The sequence below is a fragment of the Pannonibacter sp. CBAS1226 genome (genome assembly GCF_055685825.1).
Genome location: NZ_JBVOUO010000001.1, coordinates 731,568 through 745,005 on the forward strand (window position 1 = coordinate 731,568; position 13,438 = coordinate 745,005).

Here is a 13,438-nt window from a genome sequence, read left to right on the forward strand (position 1 = left end):
CCGATGGTGGTGATCATCACGCGCGATGTGGAATCGCGTTATCGCGGCTTCCTGGGCTCTGCCATGCTCGAACTCTCTCCAGGCGTTTACGCCGGGCCGCGCATGAGCGCCGGGGTGAGAGCACGAATCTGGACCGTGCTGACCGATTGGTACGCCCAATTGGGGCGGGGAAGCATCGTCATGATCTGGGCCGACAGTGCAGCGAACGGCGGCCTTGGTCTTTCCGCTCTGGGCGAGCCACCAAAGGATATCGTAGCCCACGACGCAATGCTTCTGGTACGCCGCCCGGTGCCACCGGAAACAGCAAATTGCAGGTAGAATCAAAGTGAAAGGTAAACATTAAATCTTTCCCTGTTCTTTGACATTGCTTATAGATCTCAATCGGTTAAGCATCAGAGGTTCCCCCGCAACCGCGGGGATAGCCCCCGCAGCTCGGATCTGTGGATGGTCGCCATTCCGGTTCCCCCGCAACCGCGGGGATAGCCCCGGCGTCCTCGAATTCGAGGCCTGATAGGAGGCGGTTCCCCCGCAACCGCGGGGATAGCCCCGAATTTGCCGTGGCGGCGGTGCAGACCGTGCCGGTTCCCCCGCAACCGCGGGGATAGCCCCCGTTGCGGCAATGCGGCCCTGTACAGGGTAATGGTTCCCCCGCAACCGCGGGGATAGCCCCCCGGCCACCGGCGAGCGCGGCAGCGTGATCGAGGTTCCCCCGCAACCGCGGGGATAGCCCCGGCAATGTCGTGGTGACGGCCGGCAACATCCAGGTTCCCCCGCAACCGCGGGGATAGCCCCGCGATCATCCGCCTGGGCCTGACACCCGATGCGGTTCCCCCGCAACCGCGGGGATAGCCCCTCGCTGGGATCCGTTCTCGTGAAGGATGGCCAGGTTCCCCCGCAACCGCGGGGATAGCCCCCCCTTTGTCGCAGTCTACGGCTTCACCGTTCAGGTTCCCCCGCAACCGCGGGGATAGCCCCGTGCAGAGCGCGAGAAAGCAGAGGCAGAAAAAGGTTCCCCCGCAACCGCGGGGATAGCCCCGGCCGGACGAATGATGTCGGCGCTTCGCGGCTGGTTCCCCCGCAACCGCGGGGATAGCCCCCCCCTTCGGCGCTACCCGCGCCTCGTTGTCGCGGTTCCCCCGCAACCGCGGGGATAGCCCCTTGCCGCGCAGGTCGACTTCAGAGGCATTCCAGGTTCCCCCGCAACCGCGGGGATAGCCCCAGGTCCGAGGATTGCACCTGCGCGAAATAGTCGGTTCCCCCGCAACCGCGGGGATAGCCCCTGGACTTCAACCTTTACCGGCACGGAATCGGCGGTTCCCCCGCAACCGCGGGGATAGCCCCGCAGCGGGCACTGGCAGCGGCTGGGTGGGTGAGGTTCCCCCGCAACCGCGGGGATAGCCCCTTGCGGATCGTGCCCATCACCGCATCGCTCACGGTTCCCCCGCAACCGCGGGGATAGCCCCCGGGAGGCGGACAGCGCCCTCGGTTGATAGCGGGTTCCCCCGCAACCGCGGGGATAGCCCCCTCAAGCAAAATGTGCCGTCTCGGCCTTATGTGGTTCCCCCGCAACCGCGGGGATAGCCCCGGCGAGAGCTTCTGGAAGAGCTTCGGCAACGCGGTTCCCCCGCAACCGCGGGGATAGCCCCGAGTCAACGCGTAGAACCGTACTGTCAGACATGGTTCCCCCGCAACCGCGGGGATAGCCCCCGACTTGGTGGCATTTAGTGAGATTGAACCCCGGTTCCCCCGCAACCGCGGGGATAGCCCCCAGTCGAAGCCCTCGCCGCCCTCGATGTTGGAGGTTCCCCCGCAACCGCGGGGATAGCCCCGCAAAGCGGACCGTCTCAAGCTGGAAGCGGGAGGTTCCCCCGCAACCGCGGGGATAGCCCCGCCTATTGTGGCGTATGAAATTACGCGACCAAGGTTCCCCCGCAACCGCGGGGATAGCCCCTGACATGAGCCTGCGAGACCTGCCGCAGCCGCGGTTCCCCCGCAACCGCGGGGATAGCCCCGTCGCGCTGTGATGCCCTGGATCCGTTTCACGGGTTCCCCCGCAACCGCGGGGATAGCCCCGGCGATGACCTGGCTCTGATGTTTGACAGTACGGTTCCCCCGCAACCGCGGGGATAGCCCCCGTGATAGACCGCAGCCGCAGCGGCTACTATGGGTTCCCCCGCAACCGCGGGGATAGCCCCACTGCGAGTGTGCCGTTCAACCGCATTTCGTTGGTTCCCCCGCAACCGCGGGGATAGCCCCTTGTCCAGGCCGTCTCTTCTGTACGTGACTTCGGTTCCCCCGCAACCGCGGGGATAGCCCCGAGTCAACGCGTAGAACCTGAATGTCAGACATGGTTCCCCCGCAACCGCGGGGATAGCCCCCAGACTGCATCCGGTCAGAACAAACTAGGGGTGGTTCCCCCGCAACTGCGGGGATAGCCCCTCCGCTGCTTCCATCCGGTACACAGGGTCACGGGTTCCCCCGCAACCGCGGGGATAGCCCCAGATCAGCCTCACCGGCAGAGGTGAAGCCGGGGGTTCCCCCGCAATCGCGGGGATAGCCCCTTTGCCAGCAAATGGCTGACGGGCGGCGCGCCGGTTCCCCCGCAATCGCGGGGATAGCCCCATCAAGCGCATCCGCCAGTCGCGCGGGCTGTCGGTTCCCCCGCAATCGCGGGGATAGCCCCGTGTAGGCAGCGACCCACGGGTTAGCGTCCCAGGTTCCCCCGCAACCGCGGGGATAGCCCCGCAGCAGACACTGCGGCAGCCGGATATTGCCGGGTTCCCCCGCAACCGCGGGGATAGCCCCGCTTCGACCTGGCCCAGGCGTTACTTGACGCAGGTTCCCCCGCAACCGCGGGGATAGCCCCCATCCGCTGTTACCCAGCCACGCCGTGTCATCGGTTCCCCCGCAACCGCGGGGATAGCCCCATGAGCGCAAGGAGCAAGTATCGCCGTGCCATGGTTTCTCCGCAACCGCGGAGATAGCCCCGATCCGCATGACGCCGCGCGTGCCATTGAGGCGGTTCCCCCGCAACCGCGGGGATAGCCTCCAAAGGCAAGCAATCGGCCGTTTCTCGGAATGCGTCCCGACCGAATTGGGGTGGAATCCGCGCCGCTGCACCCAGGATTTGCAAGGTTGTAGCGTCAAATCAGCGATTTGCTGTCCTACCCGGCAGGTGCGGTAATCGGCAGCAATATCGGACCACAGAGGAAGATCAGCGGGCGATGGCGGGCCATGCGGGATAGCGATGAGAACGATATCTACTCCATAGCCCTCTATTACCCTCCCAAATAAGCGGTCGATCGGACGCTTCTTCATCCGTGACGGGTTGTTGGGGATGATCGCGACAGCGCCAGCCTTGGTGATGGCCTCGCGGAAGTGATTTGCGCCGTAGGCGGCATCGGCCAGCCGCCCGTCGGGCCGATCCTCACCGAGCAGGGCAGCAGCCTGGGGCGCATCGCCGCGCTGACCGGCGGTCAGGATGATCCTGGCCGGGCAGTCAAGGCTGCGCACGGCCAGGTGGATCTTGGTGCTAAGGTCGCCGCGGGAGCGGACAATATACTGAATTATCAGACATTTTTGCGCCTACTGCGTGTCGGTGGGCCTGCGCGATGGTCCTGTCGAAGGTCAGGTAGCGAACTCCTTGCCGCTACGCCTCCGGCTCGCGAGGGAACGCAGCCAGCACCGTGTCGATGAAGTGCCGCAGCTTGGGCGTCATCCGGCGATCCTGCGCATAGAGAAGATGCATAGGGCGGGAAGGCCCGTCGTAGTCGGCAAGAACCTGAACCAAACGACCGGCTGCGATGTCGTCGCGCAGCGCAACCATTGGCCCGAGCGTCACTCCAAAGCCGACCAGCGCCGCATGGTGAAGGCCCTTCCAGTCATTCGCCCTCAACCTGCCATGGACGGGTATACGAAACAGCGTGCCTGCTTTCCGGAAAGTCCATTCACGCGCCATCGCCTGCGACCAGTAACTGAAGCCTAGGCATTCATGCCGGCTCAGATCGTCAGGTGTGGCGGGGACGCCGCGCTCTTCGAGATAGCCAGGTGCGGCGCAGGCAATCAATTTATAAGGGCTGAGCTCTCGCGCGCTAAGTGCGCTGGTTTCCGAAAGTGGACCGATACGGATCACGGCTTCGAAGCCGTCCTCGACCAGATCAACCAACCGATCTGACAAGACGACGTCCGCTTGTACTTCGGGGTTCTCCACAAGATATCGGGTGATGACCGGGAGGAGCGCATGGGTACCGAACGTCACGGGAGCATTGATCCGCAAGACGCCCCGCGCAACCTTGCGGACTTCGGTCGCCTCGGCTTCTGCGTCCTGGATATCGCCAAGGATCGTCCGGCAGCTTTCACAGTAGCGCTGACCGAATTCGGTCAGGCTCTGCCGCCGTGTGGTGCGGCTGATCAGGCGCAGGCCGAGGCGGCTTTCAAGAGCGGCAACATGCTTTGCCACCATCTGCGGCGATACTCCGAGGCTCTCAGCCGCTGCGGCGAAGGAGCCTAGTTCTGCCGCCTTGACGAAGGCGGCCATGCTTTCGAGCCGGTCAGGCATTCAACACCATTGGTTGTTTCTGTACGGTAGAAACTACGATTTATCATTACTGTTTGCCAATGTTAGTCGTGCCTTCGCAATAAAAGGACATCGATCATGGCATTCTATATCGTCACCATGTCTCATCCCGACGGACCGGAATGGAACCGTCACGTCGCTGAACATGTCGAATATCTGCTGGAACTGGTCGAGAAGGAAAAGCTGAAGGCCTCCGGCCCGCTGAAGGGATCGCCGTTGCGGTCAGGCTTTCTGATCATAGTCGCGAACAGCAGGACGGAGGTCGAAGCCCTGATCGAAGAAGATCCCTTCAGCCGGGAAAAACTGATCGTGTCGCTCTCCATTGAAGAATGGGATCCACTCTTCGGCGTCTTCGGCGAAGAATCCAGCAGAACTCTGCCGCCGGACCTCAATGCGATTGCCGAAAAACTTGGGTACGCCTGGGGTCGGCTCCCCGGTGCCGATCCACGCGACCCTGATCTAGGGCGGACAATGTGATAGCGCGCTCAGCCCTGCTCGATCTGCAAAGTGCGGGCTGCAAGTTTGAAAGCAACGCCGCGCCGGCCTCGGTGGGCGCGACGGATCGAGTCAGCGCGCCAGAAGCCGCACTCCTAGGCGCTCCTCCAGTCATCGCATCGCGTGGCGGAGTGTAGGAAGGGTGATACTCCGAGATCGGCCGCAGCAGTAGTAAAGCTCTGGCGGCGCACGACGGCGGCAAAAGCGGTCCGATCGTTGAGTGAGGTGCGAGTCATTCCTAGCAGAAACCTTGCTCGATCAGGTCGTGGCCCCGGTGATCTACCGGATATTGTTCACCAAAACCGCTCCAGCTGCCTGGCGCCGATTACGGCGCAGGGCTTTTCCGCGCCAGCCTCGCGCGGGGCTAATGCGTGACGGCCAGCGCCTCAAGCTGCGTGGGCGCCATTAACGCGAAGGCCGAACGCATCTCGCGTGCTTCTTCGCCCGGGGAACGGCCAAAGAGCCGCCTGAACTCACGGTTAAACTGCGAAGCGCTTTCATAGCCCACCCGCGCCGCCGCCGCCGCTGCCGTCAGATTGTCACGGATCATCATCAGCCGCGCCTGATGCAGACGCACGGATTTGATGTACTGAATGGGCGAGGTCGCAGCGACCGCCTTGAAATGCGCGTGAAAGGCCGGGACGCTCAGCCCTGCCTCGCCCGCCAACGTCGCCACATCCAGCGACTGGCCGTAGTCGTTGTGGATGCGCCGCAGCGCCCGCGCGATGCGCCCGAAATTACCATGACTTGCCAAAGCTGCGCGGATGGCCCCGCCCTGCGGCCCAATCAGCACCCGAAAACACAGCTCGCGCATGATTGCTGGCCCCAGTACCCGCGCCTCAAGCGGCGATTGCAGGGCGCGTAGCAGTCGCAAGGTGGTATCGGCCAGCGTGGCATCGAGCGGCGTCGAGAGGATCCCCACGGGCGTGGCAGGCGGCACCGAGGCGCTCTGATCGACCTCGATCACCAGATCGGCCAGCGCCGTCATGTCGAGCCGGACCGATACGGCCAGCAGCGGCTCCTCCGGGCTCGCCTCGGTTTCGGTCGAAAACGGCAGCGGCACCGAGAGCACCAGATAATGCTGCGCATCATAATGATAGACCTGATCCGCCAGATAGCCGCGTTTGTGGCCCTGACAGACGATGACGATGCTCGGCTCATAAAGCACCGGCGTGCGTCCCAAAGGGTGATCGGTGCGCATCAGCCGCACCCCGTCCAGCGCGGTTCTGGTGTGGCCCTCATGCGGGGCCAGTTGCTGAATCAGGGCGATCATCTCCTGCTGTAGCATTGGGTCGGGTGCATGCATGCTGCACGGTCCTGAAAATTTAAGTTCAAGATGAACATGGCATATTATATGCGTTTCAATCTATGAATTTATGAATACCAAATAGGATTAGGCAATTATGAAATAGCCCTCGGCCTAGTCCGGCCTTCTATCGCTCCTTAGGTTCCCACCATCGCAACACCGACCCCAGGCGGGCGCATCGCAGTGAACGAACGGAGCCTTCCATGCAAAACATCTCTCCCAAAAACATCTGGTTCATCACCGGGGCCGCACGCGGCATCGGCCTGTCGCTGGCCCGTCAGGTTCTGGCGCGGGGCGATGCCGTCGCCGCCACATCGCGCAATCTTGCCAGCCTGCGCAATGCGCTTGGCGAAGACAGCGCGCAGTTTCTGGCGCTCGCGGTCGATCTGGCCGATGATGCCAGCACCAAGGCCGCCATTGAGCGCACCATCGCCCATTTCGGCCGCATCGACCGCGTGGTGAACAACGCAGGCTACGGCCAGCAGGGCGCGATCGAGGCGCTGTCGGATGCCGAGCTGCGGCGCAATTTCGACGTCAACGTCTTCGCCCCGCTCAACGTGCTGCGCCATGCGCTGCCGCATCTGCGCGCCGCCCGTAGCGGGCATATCTTCAACGTCGCATCCATCGTCGGCTTTCAGGGCGGTTATGCGGGTTGGGGCAGCTATGTCGCCAGCAAATTCGCGCTGGCCGGTCTGACCGAAAGCCTGCGCGCCGAGGTGGCAGAACTGGGGATCAAGGCCACGGTGGTTTACCCCGGCCCCGTCCGCACCGGCTTCCTGTCGAAGGACAGCCTCGTCGTCGCCGAACGCGCGATTGCCGATTATACCGAGGCGCAGGCCTCGCTCGACCTGCATCTGAATGCGCTGGATGGCAAGCAGGCTGGCGACCCGGAAAAGGTGGCGGCACTGATTATTGAGGCCTCAAAGGTTGCCGAGCCGCCTTTGCACCTGTTTGCAGGCAAAATCGCCACCACGCTGGCTGATGAGAAGATGAACGCGGTGAAGACGGATCTCGACGCCTGGCGCACAGCCTCGGATGCCACTGATTTTGAGGACTGAACCTCAAGCACCGGGCAGGCCCATCCTGTACCTGCCCGGGGCCAACCCTGTGAGAGCTTGCCATGTTCGACGAAATCCCGCCAGAAAAAGCCTATCGCATTCTCGAATCCGGCCCCATCGTCATGGTCTCCACCCGCTCGCACGCGGGCAAGGCCAATCTGATGACCATGGGCTTCCACATGATGATCAGCCACGCGCCGCCGCTCGTCGGCGCGGTCATCGGGTCCTGGGATCACAGCCAGAAGGCCCTGCTGGAAACCGGCGAATGCGTGCTTGCGGTGCCGACCGTTGATCTGGCCGAGACGGTGGTCGATATCGGCAATTGCTCGGGCGATGAAATCGACAAGTTCGATCATTTCGGCCTGACGCCCTTACCGGCGCAGACCGTGGGCGCGCCGCTCGTCACAGAATGCTGGGCCAATCTGGAATGCCGCATCGCCGATGATGGCTGGCTAAACCGCTATGACATGGTGGTGCTGGAAGTGCAGCGCATCTGGGCTGACACCAAGCGCCGCGAAAAGCGGCTGATCCACCATCAGGGTGACGGACGCTTCAGCGTCGATGGCGGAACCATCGATCTTGGTGAACGCATGGTCAAATGGCGCTATCTCATGGACTGATCCCGCGGACAGAGATAGCGGAGCCGATACTGCGGCTCAGCGAGGTATCAGTTCCGCCGCCAGGACTGGACATCCATCCCGCCAAACAACATCGGCATCGGCAGTTGAAAGATAAAATACGGATTGATGACCGGCAGTACTCTGGCTGCATCAAGCCGCGCCCGGTGATCCTCGGACAGATGCAGCGAAAGCGCCGCGAAGTTCGCCGTTAACTGTGCAGGCCGGCTCGCGCCTAAGGACCGCCACGGAAGCGCTACGGCAGAAATGCGTGAGAGGCCTGCGCGTCACCGAGATTTCGCCTGGCTTCATAGATACGGGTTTTGCAGATGCGGCCATCGACGATCCTGCCGTCAAGGCAGCCATACTGAAGCGGAAGGAGGAAATGGCCGTCTCTCCTGACGCCATCGCACGGGCCATCGCCTTTGCCGTCGAGCAGCCCGACGATGTCGAGATCGGCAGCATCGTCGTGCGTCCTACTGCTCAGGATTGAGAAGCGCCAACAGGAACGCCGGCACCGACCTTACGAAATCGGCGTATCGTGCAGCAGTCGTGCTCAGCCGGCGTCGTGCACATGCAATGTGGGGGAATCCGGATTTGCCGGCAGCAGCGTATCGAGGGTCACCTCGCCGAACCGCCTGACGAACAGCGCTTCCGCCTGCGCCATCGTCTCGGAGAGGGCGGCGTTGACGTTCTTTTGAATCATACAATCCGTACGCTCGCTGCGATTACCTATGGCGAACAGGGTCGGGCAATTGAGCGCCTGATAGACATCCAGCAATGTGATCTCCGCCAGCGGACGCGCCAGCCGCCAGCCACCACCATGGCCTTTGCCTGAATGGACATGGCCTGCCTCGCGTAACCCCGCCATCGTCCTGCGGAACACCGCCGGATTGGTTCCCATGCTCTTGGCGAGCATCTCGGAGGTCAGCGGCTCGTCGACCTGCCCCATGTGGAGCAGGACGTGCAGCACGTCGGAAAGCCTTGTGTCCTTGTTCATCCGTATTTCCGTTTGCGAGCTTTCAGGCCGCAGACCGGCCTGATCCGGAGTTCATGTATCTGTTCTTGATACGTAAGGCGGCACTGGTTATATGTATCTTCGTCTGATACATGATCCGGTGCCCAAATGTCCAGCTTTGACAGTTCGACTTCGCCTGAAGACGCCATTCTTCTTCATGGTGATTCCTTGCCCGACCCTACGGTCCACGATCCCGCGCGACGCCGCAGCATCCTGATCACGGTCTGCATCGCGCTGATGGCGGTCATCGCCGCCGTGACCGGCCTCAATGTCGCGCAGCCGCATCTGGCGCTCGATCTCGGGGCCAGCCAGAGCCAGGTGCTCTGGATGATCAATCTCTATGCGATCAGCCTTGCCTCGCTGCTGCTGCCGCTGGGCGCGGTGGGAGACCGCTGGGGCCGCAAGCCGGTGCTGCTGATCGGCCTTGCGGTTTTCGGGGTCGCCAATATTGGCTCGGCTCTTGCCCCGAGCGTCGAGGTGATGCTCGGCGCACGCTTCCTGAGCGGCGTCGGCGCGGCGATGATCATGCCGGTGACGCTCTCGGTCATTACCTCGGCCTTTCCCGACGAGGAACGATCGAAGGCCATCGGCATCTGGACCGGCGTGGCCGGCGCGGGCGGCATCCTCGGCATGTTCCTTTCCGCCGTGCTGGTCGATTTCCTGTCCTGGCGCTGGCTGTTCGCGCTTCCTGTCGTACTGGTAGCAGTTGCCGCGGTCATGGCTTTGCGTGCCGTTCCCAATTCGCGCCAGTCCTCGGAACATCGGTTCGATACGGTCGGCTCTGTCCTGTCGCTTCTCGCCATCATGGGCGCGAGTTTTGTTCTGCATGAAGGCCCGGCGATTGGTTGGACAGCGGCTCCGACGCTGTTTGGCTTTGCGGTCAGCATCGCCGCCTTCATCGCTTTCGTCTGGTGGGAACTGCGCCATCCCGACCCGTTGCTTGATATCAGGCTGTTCAGGAAACGCAGTCTGACCAGTGGCTCGGTCTCTCTGACGACCTGGTTCGGCGTGCAGGCCGGCGTATTCATCGTCCTCTATCCATTCTTCCAGGCGGTCCTCGGGTGGTCGGGCCTGCGCGCCACGCTGGGCCTCATGCCCATGGCGTTGCTGATGATGGTTTTTTCCGGGGTCGCGCCGCTTCTGTCCGCACGAATCGGCCCGAAGACGACGATCGCCGGGGGCGTGCTGCTGGGTGCGACGGGGCTGGCACTGATGTCGCTCCTTGTGTCGGTCGATGGCGGATACCTCTCGGTTCTGCCGGGCATGGTCGCGATGGGCATCGGCATGGGATTGGCCATGGCGCCCTCGACGGAAGCGATCACGTCCTCCCTGCCACGCGATCAGCAGGGTGTCGCGTCGGCGCTCAACGATGTCACGCGCGAGTTGGGAACATCACTTGGGGTCGCTCTGCTCGGCGCGGTGTTCGCCGCAGGCTACACAAGCGCGATCGCTCCGCGACTGGCCGGATTTCCCGGCGATGCAGCCAGACTGGCGGGACAAAACATTGCCAACGCAATGGCCCTCGCGGACGGCGGGTTGCCTTACGCGGATAGCCTCTACAGGGCCGCGCAGGAAGCTTTCGTCGAAAGCTGGCAGCAGGCGATGTGGGTCGGCGTCGGTGTGATGGCGCTGCTTTTCCTTTTTATCGTCCTGCGCGGCCCTGAGCGGCCTGCGTCAACCGAATCCACTTCCGCAAAAGCCTGATGCGGGGAGAATTTCATGCACTATGATGCGATCATCATCGGCGGCAGCTTCGCCGGCCTTTCCGCTGCCATGTATCTTGCCCGCGCCCGCAAATCCGTCTGCGTTCTCGATACGGGTGAGCCGCGCAATCGCTTCGCCGCCGCATCGCACGGCTTATTTGCGCAGGATGGGAGCGATCCCAAACTCATGCTTGACACGATGCGCCAGCAGGTTGGCGCCTATCCGACCGTACGCTTTTTCAACGATGCCGCCGTCGAGGCACAGAAGGCAGACGGTTCGTTCTCCGTGACCTTGCAGAGCGGGGCGACCATCGCCGGAAAGCGCCTGCTGCTCGCCTTCGGCGTCTCAGACATTCTTCCCGAGATGCCGGGGCTAGCCGAACGCTGGGGCGCATCCGTCATTCATTGCCCCTATTGCCACGGCTACGAGTTCAGCGACCGCCTGCTCGGCGTGCTGAACGTCTCGCCAATGTCCTACCATCAGGCGATGCTGATCGCAGACTGGGGCCCGGCGACCTTCTACCTGGACGGCGGCGAGCTGGAGGCAGCGGCCAGCGAAGCGCTTTCCCGGCGCGGTGTGCGCATCGAGCCGGCGCGTGTCGAACATGTGACGGGTGACGGATCCAACCTTTCGGCAATCCACCTTTCGGATGGCAGCACGCAGCCCATCGATGCTCTGTTCATCAGTCCACGCAATCGTCTCAACAGCGAGATTGCCGGGACGCTGGGCTGCGATATCGATCATGGGCCACTCGGCTCAACCGTGAAGGTCGACCAGATGCAGATGACCAGCGTTCCCGACGTGTATGCCGCCGGCGACATTACCCGCATGGCGCACAACGTCACCTTCGCCTGCGCCGACGGGGTCATGGCGGCAATGGCGATCCATCGCTCCCTTGTGTTCGGGGGTGACAAGCAATGAACGACAATCTCACGCCGTTCCTGAACCCGACCTCTGTCGCATCTTACGCCGAGGAAACTTTGAAGAAAGTCCCCGGCCTCACCGACCTGCACCGCATGACCGAGCTGCTTCTCGCCGAGCACGCGCCGGACGCAGCGCGCATCCTCGTGGTCGGCGCCGGCGGCGGGCTGGAACTGAAGGCGATGGCGCAAGTGCGACCGGAATGGCGCTTCACCGGCGTCGATCCGTCACCTGCCATGCTGGACCTCGCACACAAAGCCGTCTCGCCGTTCGCTGGCCGCATGGACCTGAGTGCCGGAACTGTGGATGAGGCACCGCCCGGTCCATACGACGGCGCGACATGTCTTCTCACGCTTCACTTTCTCGACAGGGATGAAAGGCTGAAGACGCTGCGGGAAATCCGTCATCGCCTGAAACCCGGCAGCGCCGTCGTCGTCGCTCATCACACCGCGCCGGACGCCGCCTCGGAGCGATGGCTCGCTCGCTCGGCTCTCTTCGCCGACCGGGACGGGTCCGATCCGGCAAAGGCCGCCGCTTCCGCAGCTATTATGGCACAGCGTCTGCCCCTCCTGACGCCTGACGACGAGGAGACGCTTCTGCTGGAAGCAGGTTTTGTGGACCCGGCGCTGTTCTATGCCGCGTTTTCGTTCCGCGGCTGGGTCGCGATCGCCGGCTGAGTGGTGGGTTTGCCTGACCGGACATAGGAGCCGACATATTGGCCATCAAACTCTACAATTTTGCCTTCGGGCCTTATCCGCAAAGGCTCAACATCTACCTGGCCGAGAAAAAGCCAACCAATGTTGAGGTCACCCTGTTCGACGAGCCGGACAGACGGGCCGATGTCCCGCCGGCAGCGATCACGGCGCTTACTGTGACCGGGTCGATGCCTATCCTCAAAGATGAGGACGGCACGGTCATTGGTCAGTCGCTGGCGATCCTCGAATATCTCGAGGACAAGGCCTTCGGTCCCGACATGTTGGGAGCAATGCCTGCTGCGCGGGCGCGCACCCGGCAATTCGTGCATATGCTCGATGAAGCGCTGACGTTCTTCGGCCTATGGGGGCGTCATGGCAGTCCGCTCGGCCATGGCATCGTGCGGACCAGTCAGGACGTCGCCGAAATCTGCGCTATCAGGTATTTCGGGCAACTGCGTCTTATCGAGAAAATGATTGGCGGCACTGAGTTCATCGCAGGAGATCGGATAACCGTGGCCGACTGCGTTGCCATGGCGACCCTGCAATATGCGGCAGACTTCTACGCGGTACCGGTTCCACCGGAATGCATCAAACTACAGACGTGGTTCGAACATTTCTCCACGCGACCGAGCGCCGCTCGGCCCGGATACCCCGAGGATAAGCTTGCACGGGCGCAGGGCCTGGCCGCCTACTCGCTCAGCAGGCGCAGCAACCCTGATGACGCGATTGCCGATCTGCGCTGCCGCGAAGGTACGATCATGAAGCGAATAGGTTTCTATTTCCGCGATGGCAGCCGGACTTGTTCGCCCCCCGTGCCGGACGCAGTCGCTGAATGGGCTGCCGAAAAAGAATATGATGTCGTAGTGTGGACAGGGCTGCCCAGCAACTTCAAGGATAAGACTGGCAAAGAGTTCTCAGTCGCAGAGGCAATTAGTCACCTCCAATCGCTGACTAAAGACGGCAAGTCTATGGCCGCAACTTATGTTTGAAGCGCACCGGATCTAATCCGAACGCCTCTAAGGAATGCCTTACAAGTCGAGCCATGGTT

12 protein-coding genes, 1 pseudogene and 1 CRISPR repeat array are annotated in these 13,438 nt (G+C 62.7%); of the genes and pseudogenes, 9 read left to right on the forward strand and 4 right to left on the reverse strand.

What is annotated here, in order from left to right:
* The first annotated feature begins 3 nt into the window (after window positions 1–3).
* Window positions 4–318, forward strand: coding sequence for a type I-E CRISPR-associated endoribonuclease Cas2e (gene cas2e / locus AC0CMF_RS03270; RefSeq protein ID WP_374628205.1), 315 nt, complete (start codon window positions 4–6; stop codon window positions 316–318).
* 79 nt (window positions 319–397) lie between these two features.
* Window positions 398–3,049: direct repeats of the CRISPR family, unit length 29 nt; unit sequence GGTTCCCCCGCAACCGCGGGGATAGCCCC.
* Window positions 3,050–3,297: 248 nt separating this feature from the next.
* On the opposite strand, the pseudogene AC0CMF_RS03275 reads toward cas2e, so the two are convergent.
* A pseudogene (locus tag AC0CMF_RS03275) lies at window positions 3,298–3,634 on the reverse strand (transposase family protein); the annotation flags it as partial.
* Window positions 3,635–3,649: 15 nt separating this feature from the next.
* Window positions 3,650–4,537: a LysR family transcriptional regulator gene (locus AC0CMF_RS03280; RefSeq protein WP_472480967.1), complete on the reverse strand. Its 888-nt coding sequence runs from the start codon at window positions 4,535–4,537 to the stop codon at window positions 3,650–3,652.
* 117 nt (window positions 4,538–4,654) lie between these two features.
* Here AC0CMF_RS03280 and AC0CMF_RS03285 point away from each other — a divergent pair, with 117 nt between their 5' ends.
* A complete protein-coding gene (locus tag AC0CMF_RS03285; protein WP_081876263.1) occupies window positions 4,655–5,053 on the forward strand; it encodes a YciI family protein in 399 nt (132 codons plus the stop codon).
* 382 nt (window positions 5,054–5,435) lie between these two features.
* Here the strand turns inward: AC0CMF_RS03285 and AC0CMF_RS03290 are convergent, their stop codons facing one another.
* Entirely contained in the window at window positions 5,436–6,377 is a 942-nt protein-coding gene (locus AC0CMF_RS03290; protein WP_030091720.1) for an AraC family transcriptional regulator, read from the reverse strand.
* A 203-nt stretch (window positions 6,378–6,580) separates the two neighbouring features.
* On the opposite strand from AC0CMF_RS03290, the gene AC0CMF_RS03295 reads away from it, so the two are divergent.
* The 3 genes from AC0CMF_RS03295 (at window position 6,581) to AC0CMF_RS03305 (ending at window position 8,545) form a co-directional block, all read left to right on the forward strand.
* Window positions 6,581–7,435 (forward strand): SDR family oxidoreductase, encoded by an 855-nt coding sequence (locus tag AC0CMF_RS03295; protein WP_030091721.1) that lies wholly within the window; start codon window positions 6,581–6,583, stop codon window positions 7,433–7,435.
* A 62-nt stretch (window positions 7,436–7,497) separates the two neighbouring features.
* Window positions 7,498–8,055: a flavin reductase family protein gene (locus AC0CMF_RS03300; RefSeq protein ID WP_099866420.1), complete on the forward strand. Its 558-nt coding sequence runs from the start codon at window positions 7,498–7,500 to the stop codon at window positions 8,053–8,055.
* Window positions 8,056–8,323: 268 nt separating this feature from the next.
* Window positions 8,324–8,545 (forward strand): hypothetical protein, encoded by a 222-nt coding sequence (locus tag AC0CMF_RS03305; RefSeq protein WP_198585981.1) that lies wholly within the window; start codon window positions 8,324–8,326, stop codon window positions 8,543–8,545.
* A gap of 63 nt (window positions 8,546–8,608) precedes the next feature.
* Here the strand turns inward: AC0CMF_RS03305 and AC0CMF_RS03310 are convergent, their stop codons facing one another.
* Window positions 8,609–9,052 carry an Rrf2 family transcriptional regulator gene (locus AC0CMF_RS03310; RefSeq protein WP_030091724.1) on the reverse strand — a complete coding sequence of 148 codons (444 nt, stop codon included), beginning with the start codon at window positions 9,050–9,052 and terminating at the stop codon, window positions 8,609–8,611.
* 126 nt (window positions 9,053–9,178) lie between these two features.
* Here AC0CMF_RS03310 and AC0CMF_RS03315 point away from each other — a divergent pair, with 126 nt between their 5' ends.
* From AC0CMF_RS03315 to AC0CMF_RS03330, 4 genes are read left to right on the forward strand one after another with little or no spacing between them, the layout of a single operon-like run.
* Window positions 9,179–10,774, forward strand: a complete 1,596-nt coding sequence (locus tag AC0CMF_RS03315) for an MFS transporter (protein ID WP_198585982.1) — start codon at window positions 9,179–9,181, stop codon at window positions 10,772–10,774.
* 15 nt (window positions 10,775–10,789) lie between these two features.
* Complete coding sequence (locus tag AC0CMF_RS03320) at window positions 10,790–11,695, forward strand: NAD(P)/FAD-dependent oxidoreductase (RefSeq protein WP_099866421.1); 906 nt, start codon at window positions 10,790–10,792, stop codon at window positions 11,693–11,695.
* Window positions 11,692–12,372 (forward strand): class I SAM-dependent methyltransferase, encoded by a 681-nt coding sequence (locus AC0CMF_RS03325; RefSeq protein WP_099866422.1) that lies wholly within the window; start codon window positions 11,692–11,694, stop codon window positions 12,370–12,372. Before AC0CMF_RS03320 ends, AC0CMF_RS03325 begins: the two co-directional genes overlap by 4 nt.
* A gap of 38 nt (window positions 12,373–12,410) precedes the next feature.
* Window positions 12,411–13,379: a glutathione S-transferase family protein gene (locus AC0CMF_RS03330; RefSeq protein WP_333793438.1), complete on the forward strand. Its 969-nt coding sequence runs from the start codon at window positions 12,411–12,413 to the stop codon at window positions 13,377–13,379.
* The last annotated feature ends 59 nt before the right edge of the window (window positions 13,380–13,438 follow it).

Coding starts and splice junctions, on each gene's coding strand:
- AC0CMF_RS03300 (WP_099866420.1), top strand. CDS start 7,498: ATGTTCGACGAAATCCCGCCAGAAAAAGCCTATCGCATTCTCGAATCC.
- AC0CMF_RS03315 (WP_198585982.1), top strand. CDS start 9,179: ATGTCCAGCTTTGACAGTTCGACTTCGCCTGAAGACGCCATTCTTCTT.
- AC0CMF_RS03310 (WP_030091724.1), bottom strand. CDS start 9,052: ATGAACAAGGACACAAGGCTTTCCGACGTGCTGCACGTCCTGCTCCAC.
- AC0CMF_RS03280 (WP_472480967.1), bottom strand. CDS start 4,537: ATGGCCGCCTTCGTCAAGGCGGCAGAACTAGGCTCCTTCGCCGCAGCG.
- cas2e (WP_374628205.1), top strand. CDS start 4: ATGGTGGTGATCATCACGCGCGATGTGGAATCGCGTTATCGCGGCTTC.
- AC0CMF_RS03320 (WP_099866421.1), top strand. CDS start 10,790: ATGCACTATGATGCGATCATCATCGGCGGCAGCTTCGCCGGCCTTTCC.
- AC0CMF_RS03290 (WP_030091720.1), bottom strand. CDS start 6,377: ATGCATGCACCCGACCCAATGCTACAGCAGGAGATGATCGCCCTGATT.
- AC0CMF_RS03295 (WP_030091721.1), top strand. CDS start 6,581: ATGCAAAACATCTCTCCCAAAAACATCTGGTTCATCACCGGGGCCGCA.
- AC0CMF_RS03285 (WP_081876263.1), top strand. CDS start 4,655: ATGGCATTCTATATCGTCACCATGTCTCATCCCGACGGACCGGAATGG.
- AC0CMF_RS03325 (WP_099866422.1), top strand. CDS start 11,692: ATGAACGACAATCTCACGCCGTTCCTGAACCCGACCTCTGTCGCATCT.